The sequence below is a fragment of the Labilibaculum sp. genome, assembly GCF_041595635.1.
GTDB lineage: Bacteria > Bacteroidota > Bacteroidia > Bacteroidales > Marinifilaceae > Labilibaculum.
Genome location: NZ_JBFHJW010000056.1, coordinates 1 through 16,066, shown reverse-complemented (window position 1 = coordinate 16,066; position 16,066 = coordinate 1). Strand labels below are relative to the sequence as shown.

The window sequence follows — 16,066 nt, the reverse complement described above, 5'->3', positions numbered from 1 at the left end:
GATATAAAATGACCCCAAATGTTAGACAAAACATTTGGGGTCGTTTTCTTGTTGTTTTTATTTTACTTTAGGGCCCAGTGGATTGATTCAGATTGAATTTGTTCCTTGATATTAGCCAGGTTGGTAGTGTTTTGATCCATTGTAACCACTTGTCCATTGGGTTTGTAGATGTGAATTAAGTTGGCTTCCATGTTCAGATCGACCAATTTGCGTAATTCTTTATTTCCATCTTTTAAACTCCAGGAATTGTTTTCTGGGTTAAAAATCAATTCCGCAGTTTCTCCTTTGTTTTCTCCTTTAATCTGTTCGATGTGAAATTTATTTTTAGTAGCCGTAATTCGGTATTTATTTCCATCTTTTTGTACTATTTGAACATCTTTATCGTGATCGCCCATGGTAACAGGATTATCTCCTGTCCAGAATTCAATGGTATTTAGTACCACACCGTCGATAAAAATAGCAACTTGGTAAACAGGGATGACAATAAAAGCAAAAAATACCAATGCATTAATAAATTTATCACCTACAGTGCTATTCCATTCGTGTAAGTTTTTTGTGAGGCGAAAAGGGCCATAGCAGCCAGTTTGTCCAATGCTTAGGCCTAGAAAAAGACAGGCCAATAAAAATACATTTACTTTTTTCATGAGGTTCTTTTTTTTTGTGTGTACTGTGTTTTAATTATCAATTGTAATTAGAATCATTTTTTTTTATGAAATTACAAATGTTGATGAGAAATTAAAGTCTTTATCTAAAAAAAAATGGCAAGGATCACTTATTGTGCCTTGCCACTCTCGAGAAACGAGTTTATTGGTAAGTGTTATTGGTATGCATTCTCTCCATGTTCATAAATATCAAGACCTTCTTCTTCAACACGAGCAGAAACTCTTAATCCTATGACTAAATCCAGAACCTTAAAGATGATGTAGGCGGTTCCTATTGCCCAGGCGGCTACAGCGACTACGCCCAAAGTTTGAACTCCAAGTAATTCGAATCCTCCTCCGTAAAAGACTCCGCCATCAGTAGCAAAGAATCCTACTAGAATTGTTCCAAGAGCTCCATTAACTCCATGTACGCTTACTGCACCTACAGGATCATCAATGCGCAATACTTTGTCGAAAAATTCAACACCAAATACAAGAGCAGCACCAGCAAGTAGTCCAATGATGATTGCTGCTTCCGGAGAAACGATATCACAACCTGCTGTAATTGCAACCAATCCAGCAAGGGATCCATTCAAACTCAAGGAAAGAGTTGGACGTTTATATCTGATCCAACTAATGACCAAGGCCGATAATGTACCTGCTGCTGCAGATAGGTTCGTTGTTAAGAATATGTGTGAAATAGCGACAGTATTAGCTAACCCGTTTGCAGCCAATTGTGACCCAGCATTAAAGCCGAACCATCCAAACCAAAGGATGAATACTCCTAAGGCTGCAAATGTAAGGTTGTGACCAGGGATTGCATTTACTTTTCCGTTGTATTTTCCAATTCTAGGACCAATAATAGCAGCTCCAACTAAGCCCATCCAAGCACCTACAGAGTGAACAACTGTTGATCCAGCAAAATCGTGAAAGCCAAGCTCGCTTAACCATCCACCACCCCAAATCCAGTGTCCTGATATTGGGTAAACAATTGCTGTTGTAACAATGCTAAAGAATACGTAAGCTTTGAATTCGGTTCTTTCCGCTACTGCTCCCGAAACAATTGTTGCGGCTGTTGCGGCAAAAACAGTTTGGAACATTAAAAAGGATAAATCAATGTCAGGTCTAACATCTTCCATAAAGGGAAGTTTTCCAATTAATCCTGCCATGTCGGTTCCAAACATCAAGGCATATCCAATTAGAAAAAAGGATATCGAACCAACAGCAAAATCCACAAGGTTTTTCATGAGGATGTTGGCTGTATTTTTTGATCGGGTAAAACCTGCTTCTGCCATAGCAAAACCAGGTTGCATAAACATAACGAGTGCTGTTCCGATTAATACCCAAACTATATCAAGTGAGTGACCAGTTTCAGCAATGGCCGCTTGTAATGTATCTAAAGTAACTGCTTCTTCCATAATAGGTAATTTTTTTGGTTAATTAAAGTTGTTGATTATTCTTCGTCATAAAGGGAACGATCACCTGAATCTCCTGTTCTGATGCGGTAGGCATCTTCAACATTGTAAACGAAGATTCTTCCATCTCCAACTTCGCCTGTAAAAGCATTTTCACGAATACTAACAATACAGCTGTCAGCATATTTATCTCGTACAATAAAAGAAATCATAGTTCTTTCAATACTACTGGTGTCGTAGATTACACCGCGATAAACTCTTTCTTCTACAGATTTTCCTACTCCTCTTACATCCCAAAATGATAAGTAATCAATACCAACATCATGTAAGCCTTTTTTAACATCTTCAAATTTTGTTTTGCGAATAATTGCTTCTATCTTTTTCATAAACTAATATTTTTGTAGTTTTTCAAATCATAATTATTTACTCTTGTGTGAAAACACCGAGATTCCCCGGATTAAGGAATCTCGGGTTTCGGGTTTAGACCAAGCGTAAATTCGACTTCTGTCGATAAATTAATGAAGGTGATAGATTGTCTTTTTCTTCGAAATGAGTGGTTCTGTTATTTCGAAGACCTGAATGATGATTTTGCATGTGGTAAAATTTAGGTTTTCTATAATAATAGTTAGTAATAGTTTGTTTTTGAAGTCAACCTGAGTTTAAGAGGGGGTATTGTTTGAAAAAACATATTTTCTATTAGATACACTACCTATTGTTAGGGGTTGATGTCGTAAAAGTATCAAAAAAATTAAAAAGACAATGGTAAATTGGGGGTAATTTGTAAAAAAGTGAATGTTTTTTTGACTACAACGATTTCGAAAGGGGGTTAGGTTCAAAAAAATACTTTTTAGATTGATGTACCCCTATTTTTTTGTTGCTTCTTATTTTTAAATGTGAAGTTAAGTTGTTTGTTCTATTTTAATAATGGTAATGGATTGAATGAACAAAAAAATAGAATTGTTTGTCCGAGAGATTTGGATGCTTAAAATAATTTACCAATCTTTGTTGCGTTCAAATTAAAAGAAAGAATGAGATCAACTGCTATTCATCATCATCATCATTATACTTACCCAAAGGTGAGCTAAGGATGTTGTGCAGTATTCATAAAAATATTTTAACTAACATTTAAACGCCCACTGAATATCAGTAGGGCGTTTTTTTTTGCCTGAGATGACTACCAAATTGGGCACCAAAAAAAAATAATCATGGGAGAGAAATTAAAAATTGCAGTCCAAAAATCAGGTCGACTGCAGGAAGATTCATTACGAATTTTGAAAGAGTGTGGAATTTCTATAGACAATGGAAAGGATCAATTAAAGGCGAATGCTTCGAATTTTCCATTGGAAGTTTTATACCTTCGAAATTCAGATATTCCACAGTACGTTCAGGACGGAGTTGCTGATATTGCAATTGTAGGAGAGAATGTTATCATCGAGAAAGAAAAGGAACTTGAAGTGCTTCAAAAATTGGGTTTCTCGAAATGTCGTTTGGCCATGGCTATTCCAAAAGATGTGGAGTACACAGGATTGGACTTTTTCAATGGAAAAAAAATTGCCACTTCCTATCCAAATTCCTTGAGACAGTTCTTAAAAGCTAATAATCTGAATTGTGAAATTCATGTTATTTCGGGTTCAGTTGAAATTGCCCCTAATATTGGTTTGGCAGATGGAATTTGCGACTTGGTAAGTTCTGGAAGTACATTGTTTAAAAATGGATTGGTTGAGGTACAAGAAGTATTGGTGTCGGAAGCTTGCCTTGTTGCGAATAAAAACATTAGCGACATTAAAAGTGCAATACTAGAGCGTTTGCTGTTTAGAATGAAATCGGTGCTAGCTGCCAAAAATAACAAGTATATTCTATTGAATGCTCCAAACGATCGCGTTGAAGACATTATAAAAGTATTGCCAGGAATGAAAAGTCCAACGGTTTTACCATTGGCTCAGAAGGGTTGGAGTTCTATTCACTCGGTAATAAATGAGAATGACTTCTGGGGTGTTATTGATCAATTAAAGCTTAATGGAGCTGAGGGAATTTTGATTATTCCGATTCAGAAAATGGTGTTGTAAGTTAAATTCCTACGAAGATGCAAGTAATAAAATATCCATTAAAAAAGTCCTGGAATGATATTTTAAGTCGCCCACTAATTAATGTGGATGAATTAGAAGATACCGTGAATCAGGTTTTTGCAAAGGTGAGAAAACAAGGTGATAAGGCTTTGTTTGATTATACGATGCAATTTGATAGGGTTAAAATTGATCAAACAGAAGTGAGTGAGGCAGCTATCAATGCTTCGGAAAGCTTGCTGGATCAAGAATTAAAAGATGCACTGGCTATCGCTGCAGAGAATATCAGGCTATTTCATTCTGCGCAATTTCAGGAAACCAAACGAATTGAAACGAGTAAAGGTGTTTCTTGTTGGCGAAAATCGACTGCGATCGAAAAGGTAGGTTTGTATGTTCCCGGCGGCAGTGCTCCTTTATTTTCAACGGTCTTAATGTTAGGAATTCCAGCTAAGTTGGCAGGTTGTGAAGAGGTTATTCTTTGCACTCCTCCAGGAAAAGAGGGACAAATTCATCCTGCCATTTTATATGCTTGTAAGCTTGTGGGTATCGATCGAGTATTTCAAGTGGGTGGCATTCAGGCAATAGGAGGTATGGCCTATGGAACCGAATCAATACCCAAAGTACATAAGATATTTGGTCCCGGAAATCAGTATGTTACGGCAGCTAAACAGCGAGCAAACAGAATTGGAGTTGCTATTGATATGCCTGCAGGACCTTCGGAAGTAATGGTTTTGGCGGATGAAAGTGCTGAAGCAGAATTTGTTGCAGCTGATCTTTTGTCGCAGGCTGAACACGGTGCCGACAGTCAGGTGGTTTTGGTTACCTGGTGTGAAGAATTAATTGCTTCTGTAGGAGAGGAGTTGGAAAAGCAATTGCAATTACTGGCTCGAAAGGAGATTGCAGCCAAGGCTTTGGAGAATTCTAAAATTATTTTGGTGAAATCAAAAGAGGAAGCCCTCGAATTGAGTAATTACTACGGTCCCGAACATTTGATTCTTTCGGTTAAGGATGAAAATTCTTTGGTTGATGGAATTAAAAATGCAGGTTCTGTATTTTTGGGACACTACACTCCTGAAAGTGCTGGTGATTATGCCTCGGGAACTAATCATACCCTTCCAACCAATGGAGCAGCTAAAGCTTATTCGGGTGTTGGTCTCGAGTCTTTTATGAAAAACATTGCTTTTCAGAAAATAAGTGAGAATGGTCTTCTGAATTTGGGACCTGTTATCGAAACCATGGCCAAAGCCGAACAATTAGATGCTCACTGTAATGCTGTAACGCTTCGTTTGAATAAAATAAAAAATAAGTCGTGATGGAATCAAAACTACAAACAAGCTTTAATTTGAACGAGCTGATTCGTGAGAATGTGAAAAAATTGGTGCCTTATTCTTCTGCTCGGGACGAATTTTCAGGCAAAGGTTCTGTATTTTTAGATGCCAACGAAAATCCATATGATAATGGTGTGAATCGTTATCCGGATCCTTTGCAAAGAACATTAAAAAAACGTTTGGGCGAAGTAAAAGCGGTGAATTCTGAAAATATGATTCTCGGAAATGGAAGTGATGAGGTGATTGATCTTCTGTTTCGAGCTTTTTGCGAGCCTAATCGCGATAATGTAATTATTTGCACACCAACTTATGGAATGTACGAAGTGGCAGCGGGAGTAAATGCTATAGAGAATCGGGAAGTGCCTTTAGATGATAATTTTCAGCCCAATGTGGAGGCTGTTTTATCTGCAGTTGATGCGCAATCGAAAATGTTGTTTCTGTGTTCACCGAATAATCCAACTGCCAATTTGCTCGAAGAAAATAAGTTGCTTCAATTACTCAATAGTTTTCAGGGAATTGTGATTGTTGATGAAGCCTATATCGATTTTGCTCCCGGAAAAAGTTTGCTTTCAAAGCTTTCGGAATATCCAAATCTTGTGATTTTACAAACTTTATCGAAGGCATGGGCAATGGCTGGAATTCGATTGGGAATTGCATTTGCTTCCAAAGAAATTATTGATGTTTTGCATCGAATAAAACCGCCTTATAATGTGAATTGTTTAACTCAGGCAAAAGCTTTGAAATTGCTTAAAGATGTTGATTCCTGCAAAGAAAAGGTGGAGGTAATTCTCACAGAGCGGGATCGCTTGAAGCTGTTTTTGTCTGATTTGAATTTCGTTGAGAAGGTTTATTCTACTGATGCTAACTTTATTTTAATACGAGTGAAAGATGCCCGTCAATTATATCAGTATTTATTGACTGAGGAAATTATTATTCGGGATCGATCTAAAATAAAGAATTTGAATAATTGTGTGAGAATAAGCATTGGAACAGAAAAAGAAAATGAAATTTTAAGGGCTGCACTCACAAAATTTGACAAACAATCATGAAGGATACAAGAATAAAAAAGAAAGTTCTCTTTATTGATAGAGATGGAACATTAATTTTGGAGCCTCCGGTAGATTATCAAGTGGATAGTTTAGAGAAGTTGGAGTTTTATCCTGGTGTTTTTACTGGCCTTGCAAAAATCGCTAAACAATTGAATTTTGAATTGGTAATGGTAACCAATCAGGATGGTTTAGGAACGGATTCTTACCCTGAGGATACTTTTTGGCCAGCACATAATAAAATGATGCAAGCTTTTTTGAATGAGGGAATTGAATTTAAGGATGTTGTAATTGATAAAACATTTCCTCACGAGAATGCACCCACAAGAAAACCGGGAACAGCTTTGCTAAGTAAATATTTTTCTGAGGAATACGATTTAGAAAATTCATTGGTAATTGGAGATCGGTGGACTGATATTGAATTGGCTAAAAATCTGAATGCGAAAGCAATTTTTATTTCTACAAGTGGAAATGTTGGCGACGAGGAATTGTCGGAATCGAAAAAGGAATTAGAGGCGCATATTGCATTGCGAACTGAGTCGTGGGAGCGAATATATGAGTTTTTACGATTGAGTGAGAGAACGGCTACTGTTGAAAGAAATACCAAAGAAACACAAATCAAAATTTGTTTGGATTTGGATGGAGAAGGAAAAGGAAGTTTTGATACGGGAATCGGATTTTTTGATCACATGCTCGATCAGATTGCAAAACATTCTGGTGTGAATTTGCAGGTGACCACAAAAGGCGATTTAGAAGTGGATGAACATCATACGATCGAAGATACAGCCATTGCCTTGGGTGAAGCTTTTAAGCTGGCTTTAGGCAATAAGTTGGGCTTGGATCGTTATGGTTTTTGCTTGCCAATGGATGATTGTTTGGCGCAGGTTGCTATCGATTTTGGCGGAAGAAACTGGCTGGTTTGGGAGGCAGACTTTAGTCGCGAAATGATTGGAGGAATGCCAACAGAGATGTTTTATCATTTCTTTAAATCATTTTCGGATGGAGCCTCGTGTAATTTAAATATTAAGGCAGAAGGAAAAAATGAGCACCACAAAATAGAAGGGATTTTTAAAGCCCTTGCCAGAGCCATACGCATGGCGATTCGTCGTGATGCAAATTGTTTACAACTGCCATCAACAAAAGGAACTTTGTAGATATGAAGAATCAGAAAATTGTTATTATCGACTACGATGCTGGAAATATTCAATCTGTAAAATACGCTTTTGAGCGTTTGGGGATAACTCCTATTGTTTCTAATCAGGAAGATGTAATTCGGACTGCTGATAAGGTTATATTTCCTGGTGTTGGCGAAGCTGCCTGGGCCATGAATTCTTTGCGGAAAAATGGATTGGATCAACTGATACCGCAACTAAAGCAACCTGTTTTGGGTATTTGTTTGGGCATGCAGTTAATGTGCGAAAGTTCTGAAGAAAGCAATACCAAAGGGTTGGGAATATTTCCTCTGAAGGTTAAACGTTTCACAAAAGATCGAAAGGTTCCTCACATGGGATGGAATCAATTGGAACATTTGAATGGAAGTTTATTGACAGGTGTATCCGAGAAAGAATATGCATATTTTGTTCATTCCTACTATGTTCCTTGTTCTAAGGAAACATTGGCTTCCTGCAATTACATATTGAATTTTAGTGCCGCTCTCCAGAAAGATAATTTTTATGCTAGTCAATTTCATCCTGAGAAATCAGGTTCTGTTGGGGTGAAAATCCTGGAGAATTTTATTAATCTGTAAAAAGAAAGCGGTTTTAATTCATAGATAATTGGAGGCTATTTAATTGTCTAAAATCTTATACCTCAAATCTGAAGTACATGTCAAGAATAAAAATAATACCAGCTATCGATACCATAAAAGGTCGATGTGTGAGGCTCACAAAAGGTGATTACGATACCGAGAAAGTATATAGCGAAGATCCTTTGCAGGTAGCCAAAGGTTTTGAAGAATTAGGAATAACTCGTTTGCATTTGGTTGATTTGGAAGGTGCTAAGTCGGGACATATTTGCAATTCGGAGGTGCTTAAGCGAATTGCTTCAGGTACGAATTTAAAAATTGATTTTGGCGGAGGTGTAAAATCCGATGAAGATATTGAATTGGCTTTTGAGTCAGGTGCTAATCAGGTAACTGGTGGAAGTATTGCTGTTTCGAATCCAAAATTATTTGAAAAATGGATGGAAAAATATGGGCCTGAAAAAATGATTTTGGGTGCAGATGTTCGGAATGAGATGGTTTCCATTTCTGGTTGGAAAGAAGATTCTGATTATCATTTGTTTCAATTTTTGGAGAACTATCAGAAAAAAGGCGTGAAAACAGTTATTTGTACCGATATCTCGAAGGATGGAATGTTGCAAGGACCAGCAGTTGAATTGTATCAATCGGTAATGAAAGAGTTTCCAGACTTGGAATTGGTTGCCAGTGGTGGCGTTGGAAATATCGAAGATGTACGAATTCTGAATGAAATTGGCTGCTGGGGAGTAATTATCGGAAAGGCTATTTACGAAAAGCGAATTGATATGAACGAATTGGTTAACGAATTTATCTTATAATTATGCTATCGAAACGAATAATACCCTGTTTAGATGTAAAGGATGGAAGAACAGTTAAGGGAGTTAACTTTGTGGATTTGCGCGATGCTGGTGATGCTGTTGAATTGGCCGCCTACTACGCAGAACAAGGAGCCGATGAACTGGTTTTTTTAGATATTACAGCTACTCACGAAAAGAGAAAAACCCTTGTTGATTTGGTTCAGAAAGTGGCCAAAGAACTCAACATTCCGTTTACTGTTGGAGGGGGAATTTCTACTCCCGAAGATGTTGGGATTCTTTTGAATGCTGGGGCAGATAAGGTGTCTATAAATTCTTCGGCGGTTCGAAATCCACAACTTATTTCCGATTTGGCTTCCCGTTTTGGAAGTCAATGTGTGGTGGTGGCTGTAGATGCTCGTCTGGCAGATGGGAAATGGGAAGTTTACCTGAATGGCGGACGTTTGGCAACGGGAATCGACCTTTTTGAATGGATTTTGGAAGCCGAGCGATTGGGTGCTGGTGAAATTCTGTTTACTTCCATGAATCATGATGGAACCAAAAATGGTTTTGCGAATGAAACATTGGCCAAGTTATCCGAAATGGTGAATATTCCTATCATTGCTTCGGGAGGAGCGGGGAATATGGAGCATTTTGCCGATACATTTACCGAAGGGAAAGCAGATGCGGCATTAGCGGCAAGTGTTTTTCATTTTAAGGAAATTGAAATTCCTCAATTGAAAAATTACCTGAAAACGAAAAATATACCAGTAAGAATTTAAAGTAATATAAAGAAATGAATTTTAAAGAATTAGGAAAACAAATCGATTTCGAAAAAGGTGAAGGTCTTGTTCCTGCAATCATTCAGGATGTTCAAACCCAGAAAGTTTTAATGTTGGGATACATGAACGAAGAATCTTACGAGAAAACAATAGAGACCGGAAAAGTTACCTTTTTTAGTCGCAGCAAAAACAGACTGTGGACCAAAGGAGAAGAGAGTGGTAATTTCTTGAATTTGAAAGATTTAAGTTTGGATTGTGACAATGACACTTTACTTGTTAAGGTCAATCCTGTTGGACCTGTATGTCATAAAGGAACCGATACTTGTTGGGCAGAAGAAAATCAAGCTTCGTCAATCGATTTTTTATTGCAGTTGCAACAGGTAATTGCCGAGAGAAAAAAGAATTTGTCTGAAAAATCATACACAGCAAGTTTGTTTCAAAAGGGAATCAATAAAGTTGCTCAAAAAGTAGGCGAAGAGGCTGTCGAATTGGTGATTGAAGCTAAGGATGATAATAAAGAGCTTTTTATGGGAGAAGCAGCCGATTTGATGTTTCACTATTTGGTGCTTTTGGCAGCCAAAGATTACAAATTAGAAGAAGTTGTGGATGTTTTGGTGAATCGCCATAGCAAATAAAAAAACAGGAAATGAAAGGGAGAAATAGAAAGTATTGTTTTTTTCTGACTTTACTGAATATTTCCATTCATTCAAGTAGTTTCTGTCTGATACTTGGTTTTGGTGCCGATCTTCGATACCAATTTTGTATAAGTGATATATAGAAACACGAAAAATGAGGATCAATTTGATCCTCATTTTTTTAGTTTTAGAATGAATTATAATGTATTTTCTCTCTTTTTAAATAGGATGCTTCTCTTGCAGGTTTTTCGCCATCTTTATAGCCAATTGCAATAATTGCAAGTATTTTTAGATTTGAAGGCATTTTTAAAACATCTTGAATGTACGATTCTGAGGATTTGTCGAGGCTATATTCTCTTTCTCTTATTTGAATCCAGCAAGATCCTAAACCTTCTTTTTCTGCCTGAAGCTGAATGTAAGAAGCCGCAATGGAGGAATCTTCAATCCACACATCACTTTTTTCGGTGTCGGCTGCCACAACAATAGAGTAGGGTGTGTTTTTTAGAAAACTCGCACCATGAGGTTTGCTCATGGAAAGTTGTTCATTGATTTCTTTTTGATCAATGAGTATGAATTCGCAGGGATATTTGCTTTTCGAGGAAGGAGCTAGTAGGGCTGCTTGCACAATTCTATCTAGTTTTTCTGCTTCGATTGGCTGATCGGTAAATTTCCGAATGCTTCGTCTTTGGTAAAATAATTTTAACATGTGTTTAATTTTTTAGCTTGCTTTTTAAAAATAGAAATAATTAAACTGTTTTTCATCCTTCAGTTCGATTTACTTGTATTTCTTTTGTAAGTTAGAATCTTTTTTTGTTAGAAAATAGCTCTTTTTTAGAATGAATTGATATTGTTGAACAAATCCTATTTATCTTCACAAATCTGAATCCATTTAAATTGTTTTTATGCGTAGATCAAAATTACTTCCAACCCTTTTTGCCGTATTTCTGCTTTTTTTTTCCTGCTCGTTTTCCACTAAGTCTAACAGTTTTCAACATGGAGTTGTAGTGTCGGCTCACTATTTGGCTTCTCAGGTAGGAAATGAAATTCTTCAGCAAGGGGGAAATGCTTTTGATGCAGCGGTAGCAGTTCAGTTTGCATTGGCCGTAGTTTATCCGCGAGCGGGAAATATTGCGGGGGGAGGTTTTGCTGTGATTCGTACGGCTGAAGGTGAGCACAATTCATTAGATTTTAGAGAGAAAGCTCCAGCTGCAGCTTTTGAGGAGATGTATTGCGATAAGGATGGAAATGTACATTCAGATTGGAGTCAGAAAGGACATTTGGCGGTAGGAGTTCCAGGCTCGGTTGATGGAATGGTAAGGCTGCATCAGAAATATGGGAGAATGGAATGGGGCGATTTATTGGAACCCGCCATTCAATTGGCGGAAAATGGGGTTGTTTTGAGTTTGTTAGAGGCCAATAAGTTAAATGCATATAAGGATCAAATTAAAAGTCAAAATAAGGAAAAAACAACAAATCCCTACGTAAAAGAAGAAGCTTTTAAAAAAGGAGATAAACTTAAGAACCCCTATTTGGCTCAATGTTTGCGTCGAATTCGAGATAAAGGTAGGAAAGGGTTTTACGAGGGAGAAACTTCGCGGTTGATTGTTTCCGAGATGGAAAAGCACGGTGGTTTAATTACTGCTCAGGATTTGAACGATTATGAATCGGTTTGGAGACAGCCAGTAGAGGGAGATTATCGTTCCTATCACATTATTTCTATGTCACCACCATCTAGCGGAGGAATTGCATTACTGCAATTGTTAAAAGGAGCTGAAAAATATCCAGTGAGGGAATTAGGCTTTGGTTCTGTTGAACACATCCACTTGATGGTAGAATTGGAGCGACGAGTGTATGCCGATCGGGCAACTTGGCTCGGTGATCCTGATTACTCGCAGGTTCCGGTTGATAAATTACTCGATGCAGATTATCTAAATGATCGCTTTGCGGATATAAAAATGGATAAAAAAACAGACTCGCAGCAAATTAAAGCGGGTCAGGTGGAACTAATTGAGAGTTTTGAAACGACTCATTTTTCTATTGCTGATCAGGAGGGAAATGCTATTGCCATTACAACGACCTTAAATGGTAATTATGGCAGTAAAGTAGTTGTAGAAGGAGGTGGGTTTTTTCTGAACAACGAAATGGACGATTTTAGTAGCAAGCCGGGAGTTCCCAATCAGTTTGGCTTACTTGGTGGAAAAGCCAATTCTATTCAACCAGGAAAAAGAATGTTGAGTAGCATGACACCTACCATTGTTGAGAAAAATGGAAAATTGTTTTTACTTACAGGTTCTCCTGGGGGATCTACAATCATCACCTCTGTTTTTCAAACCATAAGTAATGCAATAGATTTTGGTATGAATCCTCAACAGACAGTCGATGCACCAAGAATTCACTCTCAGTGGTTGCCCGATGAAGTTTATGTAGAGCCAAAGGCTCTTACTTCAGAGGCGAAAGAAAAACTAGAAGAATTAGGTCACAAGATTAAAGTTCAGAATAAAATTGGAATGATGGCTACTATTTTTGCCGATGACTCGGGGAAATTTATTGGTGTGGCCGATACTAAAAGACATGAAGATAGTTCTGTTTCGGGCTACTAATTTAAAAAGGCAAGTCTCAATTGAGACTTGCCTTTTTGGGTTTTATGGTAATTGGGTTAGATCTTGTTTTTTAGTCAGCAAAATAAAATAATGGGTGGCCATACTATCTTTTCGGAATCAAAATAGCGACTTAATGAAATTGGATAAAGATAAACTCCTGTAAAACAGATTGTAAAGAAGAGAGCTTGGCTCATCCCATTAAAAAATTATTGCGTTTAAATGTAGTAACTTTTTCAAGACATCAAATAGACAGGGCGAAAACAGATCCTTATTTTATATTGATCCAAATAAAGGTAGCTTATCTCTTCTAATATAAATAAGCCTTATTAGTTGTCAAACAAGTTTCATTCACTTAGTTTTGTTCTTCATTAAAAAAGAACATAAAAATGAGTCCAACTTATCCGCAAAAAGTAGTACGCCATTGTCCTCATTGTGGCACCTCTGAATTTCATTATAAAAAGGATAATTCTTTCTTGTGTGAAAGCTGTAATTTTCATTGGTATGTGAATGCGTCTGCTGCGGTAGCTGCGCTTATTGTGAATGAAAAAGGGGAGATTATGCTAACAAGAAGAGCGGTTAATCCCGACAAGGGAAGGCTCGATTTGCCAGGCGGATTTGTGGATGTTTTGGAAACAGCCGAACAGGCACTTTGTCGTGAAATTAAGGAGGAGTTGGATGTGGAAATCACCGAATTTTCCTACTTCATGTCCTGTCCGAATGAATATGTTTACGGAGGATTAACGGTATTCACTCTGGATTTAGCCTATATTTGCAAAATTAAGTCTTTTTCTAATTTGAGGGCAAAAGATGATATTTCAGGATTCGAATTTTACCCTCCTGAAAAAATTCCATATGAAGAAATAGGTTCACAATCTATGAAATCAATTGTTCGTTCTTTTGTAAATAAACTATCGATTAATGAGTAAAATTAAAATTTGTCTGTTTTTATTTTTTGTATGCACTTTGTCGCTTTACAGTTCTGCGCAAAAACGGGAATTGAATTATGAACTAGGGCTTTCCTCTTCTGTATCAGGCGATAGTTTGCCCTTTTGGTTGCATACCAATAAGTACGGAATTGTTCCCGAGGATAATAATGGCCTGATTCAGTTAAAAGTGTTTTCTGATTTTAAAGAATCAGATTCCGACTTCAATTTTTCTTATGCAGCATCAATAGTTGTTTCGCAATCGAAAGAGAGTGATCTTTTGGTGGATGAACTGTTTTTTTCTACCATATGGAAAAAGTTAAATCTGGATTTGGGTGTTAAACATCATGATGTTCAATATGATGGTTTGTCTGCAACCAATGGGGATCTACTTTTTTCTACAAATTCTCGTTCTTACCCAGAGTTAAGTATTGGTTTTTCTGATTTTGTACCTGTACCATTTACGAATAATTTGCTAAGCATAAAAGGAGTTTTTTCGAACGGAATTATGCTTGATAATAGATATGTTGACAATACGAATGTGCATCATAAGAGTGCTTTTTTACGAGTAGGAAGAGATCACGGTTTTTCTTTCATTATAGGATTGGATCACTATGTAGAGTGGGGAGGAACTTCTCCTGTTTATGGCAATTTGGGTGGCTTCGATACTTTTTTGGATGCTGTGTTGGTTCGTTCGGGAGAGGTATTAACTGATACTGATGGGAATGAGTCGATAACTGAGAGTTTGAACAAGGGAGGTAATCATTTGGGTCAGAATGTATTTAAGTTTGCATACAATAAGTTCCAATACCAAATGGAATTGGGCTTTAAAAGTATGAATGAAGATAAATCAGGCGATATGAAGCATCTCAAAGATATTAAGGATTGGAATGTGAGTTTTTTCTTGAAGCTGAAGCAATCGAAATTTTTGTCCTCTTTTATGTATGAGTACTTTTGCACGAAAGATCAGAGTGGTTACAATGTAGATCCAGATAGAGAAGAAGAGCCGGTAATTGGTTTTGATAACTATTTTGCGAATGGTGTTTATCGCTCGGGTTGGACCAGCTATCAAAGAACTATTGGTTTGCCTTTAATCACACCAAGTTTGACTGATGGAATTGTTACGGGAATTAGTAATAATGCCATTGAAGCTCATCACTTTGGATTAACAGGGGAAGTGGGAAAATTTAAATACAAGGCCATGTTTACTTATTCTAAAAATTACGGAAATGCTTTGTTGAAGAATGATGGGAATGGATACGAGGAGGAAAATTATTACAAAACCTATACCTATCCCGATCCTCTAAAACAACAATCTTATCTTTTAGAGCTTAGTTTACCTCCTTTAAACAACTTTCCATTTCTAATATCAACGAGTATCGCAATGGATCAGGGAGATTACTTGGATGATAATTTTGGTTTTCAAATTCATTTGACTCATAGAGGTTTGTTTAGTAAAAAGTAGTTATTAATTCATAAGTTTTTTTGCATGGTTTTTTCCTATTACTTACTAAAAGTACCCTATAAATTAGTTTGGAATGTTTTGAATCTTTTCAAAAAAAGAAAAGAAGTCGTGTTTTATTGTGCCAATGAATTGGATTTGGATATTTTTAAAAATGTCCAAAATTCATTGATTCCTCTTCCTGTTGTTGTAAAAAACAAAGCCATGAAAAGGAAGCTCAAATCTATGGGTATTGAATCGAGAACTTTACCTGTATATCCTAAAGGTGTGATTATGTGTAGACAGGCTTGTTACCTATTTCCAGAATCAAAAATTATTCGTATTGGAATGCGACATGGAGCCTATCATTTTAAACATTTTGCAGGCGTGAAAGGCTATAATATGTTTAATCAGTTTCATTTCTCGAGTTCAAAGGAGGTAGAGGAAGCCCAACAGGTTGGAATAACCTCTGGTGTTGGCTTGGGATTCCCGAAGATGGATGATGCCTTTAATGGAACTTATTCTGAAACTTATCTGGAGGAACTAAAAAGGGAGATTGGTTTGGATGAGAATAAAAAAACCATTCTATTCTCCGCTACATGGGATGGCTCTGAAATGTCCGCGATTGATAAATGGTACGATAAGTTGGACCAGTTGACC

16 protein-coding genes are annotated in these 16,066 nt (G+C 37.0%); 12 read left to right on the top strand and 4 right to left on the bottom strand.

Features of this window, described 5'->3' with window-relative positions:
• Positions 1 to 62: 62 nt before the first annotated feature.
• The 3 genes from ABYT26_RS13985 to ABYT26_RS13975 all read right to left on the bottom strand — a co-directional run bounded on the left by ABYT26_RS13985 (position 63) and on the right by ABYT26_RS13975 (position 2,442).
• Positions 63 to 644 (bottom strand): DUF3332 domain-containing protein, encoded by a 582-nt coding sequence (locus ABYT26_RS13985; RefSeq protein ID WP_372754947.1) that lies wholly within the window; start codon positions 642 to 644, stop codon positions 63 to 65.
• 173 nt (positions 645 to 817) lie between these two features.
• The gene (locus tag ABYT26_RS13980) at positions 818 to 2,059 is read right to left on the bottom strand and encodes an ammonium transporter (protein WP_372754945.1); all 1,242 of its coding nucleotides are present in this window, start codon (positions 2,057 to 2,059) and stop codon (positions 818 to 820) included.
• A 35-nt stretch (positions 2,060 to 2,094) separates the two neighbouring features.
• Positions 2,095 to 2,442, bottom strand: a complete 348-nt coding sequence (locus tag ABYT26_RS13975) for a P-II family nitrogen regulator (RefSeq protein WP_372754943.1) — start codon at positions 2,440 to 2,442, stop codon at positions 2,095 to 2,097.
• 819 nt (positions 2,443 to 3,261) lie between these two features.
• Between ABYT26_RS13975 and hisG the strand changes: the two genes are divergently transcribed.
• The 8 genes from hisG (at position 3,262) to hisIE (ending at position 10,442) form a co-directional block, all read left to right on the top strand.
• On the top strand, positions 3,262 to 4,122 hold the full coding sequence (hisG, locus tag ABYT26_RS13970; RefSeq protein WP_372754941.1) for an ATP phosphoribosyltransferase: 861 nt from the start codon (positions 3,262 to 3,264) through the stop codon (positions 4,120 to 4,122).
• 17 nt (positions 4,123 to 4,139) lie between these two features.
• On the top strand, positions 4,140 to 5,432 hold the full coding sequence (gene hisD, locus ABYT26_RS13965) for a histidinol dehydrogenase (RefSeq protein WP_372754939.1): 1,293 nt from the start codon (positions 4,140 to 4,142) through the stop codon (positions 5,430 to 5,432).
• Positions 5,432 to 6,496, top strand: coding sequence for a histidinol-phosphate transaminase (gene hisC / locus ABYT26_RS13960; RefSeq protein WP_372754937.1), 1,065 nt, complete (start codon positions 5,432 to 5,434; stop codon positions 6,494 to 6,496). Before hisD ends, hisC begins: the two co-directional genes overlap by 1 nt.
• Complete coding sequence (gene hisB / locus ABYT26_RS13955; RefSeq protein ID WP_372754935.1) at positions 6,493 to 7,647, top strand: bifunctional histidinol-phosphatase/imidazoleglycerol-phosphate dehydratase HisB; 1,155 nt, start codon at positions 6,493 to 6,495, stop codon at positions 7,645 to 7,647. The genes hisC and hisB overlap by 4 nt, the downstream gene beginning before the upstream one ends.
• Positions 7,648 to 7,649: 2 nt before the next feature.
• The gene (gene hisH / locus ABYT26_RS13950; protein ID WP_372754933.1) at positions 7,650 to 8,240 is read left to right on the top strand and encodes an imidazole glycerol phosphate synthase subunit HisH; all 591 of its coding nucleotides are present in this window, start codon (positions 7,650 to 7,652) and stop codon (positions 8,238 to 8,240) included.
• Between the two features lie 77 nt (positions 8,241 to 8,317).
• On the top strand, positions 8,318 to 9,049 hold the full coding sequence (gene hisA, locus ABYT26_RS13945; protein WP_372754931.1) for a 1-(5-phosphoribosyl)-5-[(5-phosphoribosylamino)methylideneamino]imidazole-4-carboxamide isomerase: 732 nt from the start codon (positions 8,318 to 8,320) through the stop codon (positions 9,047 to 9,049).
• Positions 9,050 to 9,051: 2 nt separating this feature from the next.
• Positions 9,052 to 9,807 (top strand): imidazole glycerol phosphate synthase subunit HisF, encoded by a 756-nt coding sequence (gene hisF, locus ABYT26_RS13940; RefSeq protein ID WP_372754929.1) that lies wholly within the window; start codon positions 9,052 to 9,054, stop codon positions 9,805 to 9,807.
• Positions 9,808 to 9,821: 14 nt separating this feature from the next.
• Positions 9,822 to 10,442 carry a bifunctional phosphoribosyl-AMP cyclohydrolase/phosphoribosyl-ATP diphosphatase HisIE gene (gene hisIE, locus ABYT26_RS13935; RefSeq protein ID WP_372754927.1) on the top strand — a complete coding sequence of 207 codons (621 nt, stop codon included), beginning with the start codon at positions 9,822 to 9,824 and terminating at the stop codon, positions 10,440 to 10,442.
• Between the two features lie 187 nt (positions 10,443 to 10,629).
• Here hisIE and ABYT26_RS13930 read toward each other — a convergent pair whose 3' ends face one another.
• Positions 10,630 to 11,148, bottom strand: a complete 519-nt coding sequence (locus tag ABYT26_RS13930; RefSeq protein WP_372754925.1) for a nitroreductase family protein — start codon at positions 11,146 to 11,148, stop codon at positions 10,630 to 10,632.
• Between the two features lie 196 nt (positions 11,149 to 11,344).
• On the opposite strand from ABYT26_RS13930, the gene ggt reads away from it, so the two are divergent.
• The 4 genes from ggt to ABYT26_RS13910 all read left to right on the top strand — a co-directional run.
• The gene (ggt, locus tag ABYT26_RS13925) at positions 11,345 to 13,042 is read left to right on the top strand and encodes a gamma-glutamyltransferase (protein ID WP_372754923.1); all 1,698 of its coding nucleotides are present in this window, start codon (positions 11,345 to 11,347) and stop codon (positions 13,040 to 13,042) included.
• Positions 13,043 to 13,428: 386 nt separating this feature from the next.
• Positions 13,429 to 13,968 carry an NUDIX domain-containing protein gene (locus ABYT26_RS13920; protein WP_372754921.1) on the top strand — a complete coding sequence of 180 codons (540 nt, stop codon included), beginning with the start codon at positions 13,429 to 13,431 and terminating at the stop codon, positions 13,966 to 13,968.
• The gene (locus tag ABYT26_RS13915; protein ID WP_372754919.1) at positions 13,961 to 15,430 is read left to right on the top strand and encodes a capsule assembly Wzi family protein; all 1,470 of its coding nucleotides are present in this window, start codon (positions 13,961 to 13,963) and stop codon (positions 15,428 to 15,430) included. Before ABYT26_RS13920 ends, ABYT26_RS13915 begins: the two co-directional genes overlap by 8 nt.
• A 201-nt stretch (positions 15,431 to 15,631) precedes the next feature.
• The coding region (locus tag ABYT26_RS13910) for a hypothetical protein (RefSeq protein ID WP_372754917.1) at positions 15,632 to 16,066 on the top strand (435 nt) is incomplete at its 3' end.

Bases quoted from the DNA above. Each gene is read 5' to 3' on its own strand.
- hisC (WP_372754937.1), top strand. From the start codon at position 5,432: ATGGAATCAAAACTACAAACAAGCTTTAATTTGAACGAGCTGATTCGT.
- ABYT26_RS13985 (WP_372754947.1), bottom strand. From the start codon at position 644: ATGAAAAAAGTAAATGTATTTTTATTGGCCTGTCTTTTTCTAGGCCTA.
- ABYT26_RS13980 (WP_372754945.1), bottom strand. From the start codon at position 2,059: ATGGAAGAAGCAGTTACTTTAGATACATTACAAGCGGCCATTGCTGAA.
- hisD (WP_372754939.1), top strand. From the start codon at position 4,140: ATGCAAGTAATAAAATATCCATTAAAAAAGTCCTGGAATGATATTTTA.
- ABYT26_RS13930 (WP_372754925.1), bottom strand. From the start codon at position 11,148: ATGTTAAAATTATTTTACCAAAGACGAAGCATTCGGAAATTTACCGAT.
- hisF (WP_372754929.1), top strand. From the start codon at position 9,052: ATGCTATCGAAACGAATAATACCCTGTTTAGATGTAAAGGATGGAAGA.
- hisB (WP_372754935.1), top strand. From the start codon at position 6,493: ATGAAGGATACAAGAATAAAAAAGAAAGTTCTCTTTATTGATAGAGAT.
- hisH (WP_372754933.1), top strand. From the start codon at position 7,650: ATGAAGAATCAGAAAATTGTTATTATCGACTACGATGCTGGAAATATT.
- hisIE (WP_372754927.1), top strand. From the start codon at position 9,822: ATGAATTTTAAAGAATTAGGAAAACAAATCGATTTCGAAAAAGGTGAA.
- ABYT26_RS13920 (WP_372754921.1), top strand. From the start codon at position 13,429: ATGAGTCCAACTTATCCGCAAAAAGTAGTACGCCATTGTCCTCATTGT.
- ABYT26_RS13975 (WP_372754943.1), bottom strand. From the start codon at position 2,442: ATGAAAAAGATAGAAGCAATTATTCGCAAAACAAAATTTGAAGATGTT.
- ABYT26_RS13915 (WP_372754919.1), top strand. From the start codon at position 13,961: ATGAGTAAAATTAAAATTTGTCTGTTTTTATTTTTTGTATGCACTTTG.
- hisA (WP_372754931.1), top strand. From the start codon at position 8,318: ATGTCAAGAATAAAAATAATACCAGCTATCGATACCATAAAAGGTCGA.
- ggt (WP_372754923.1), top strand. From the start codon at position 11,345: ATGCGTAGATCAAAATTACTTCCAACCCTTTTTGCCGTATTTCTGCTT.
- hisG (WP_372754941.1), top strand. From the start codon at position 3,262: ATGGGAGAGAAATTAAAAATTGCAGTCCAAAAATCAGGTCGACTGCAG.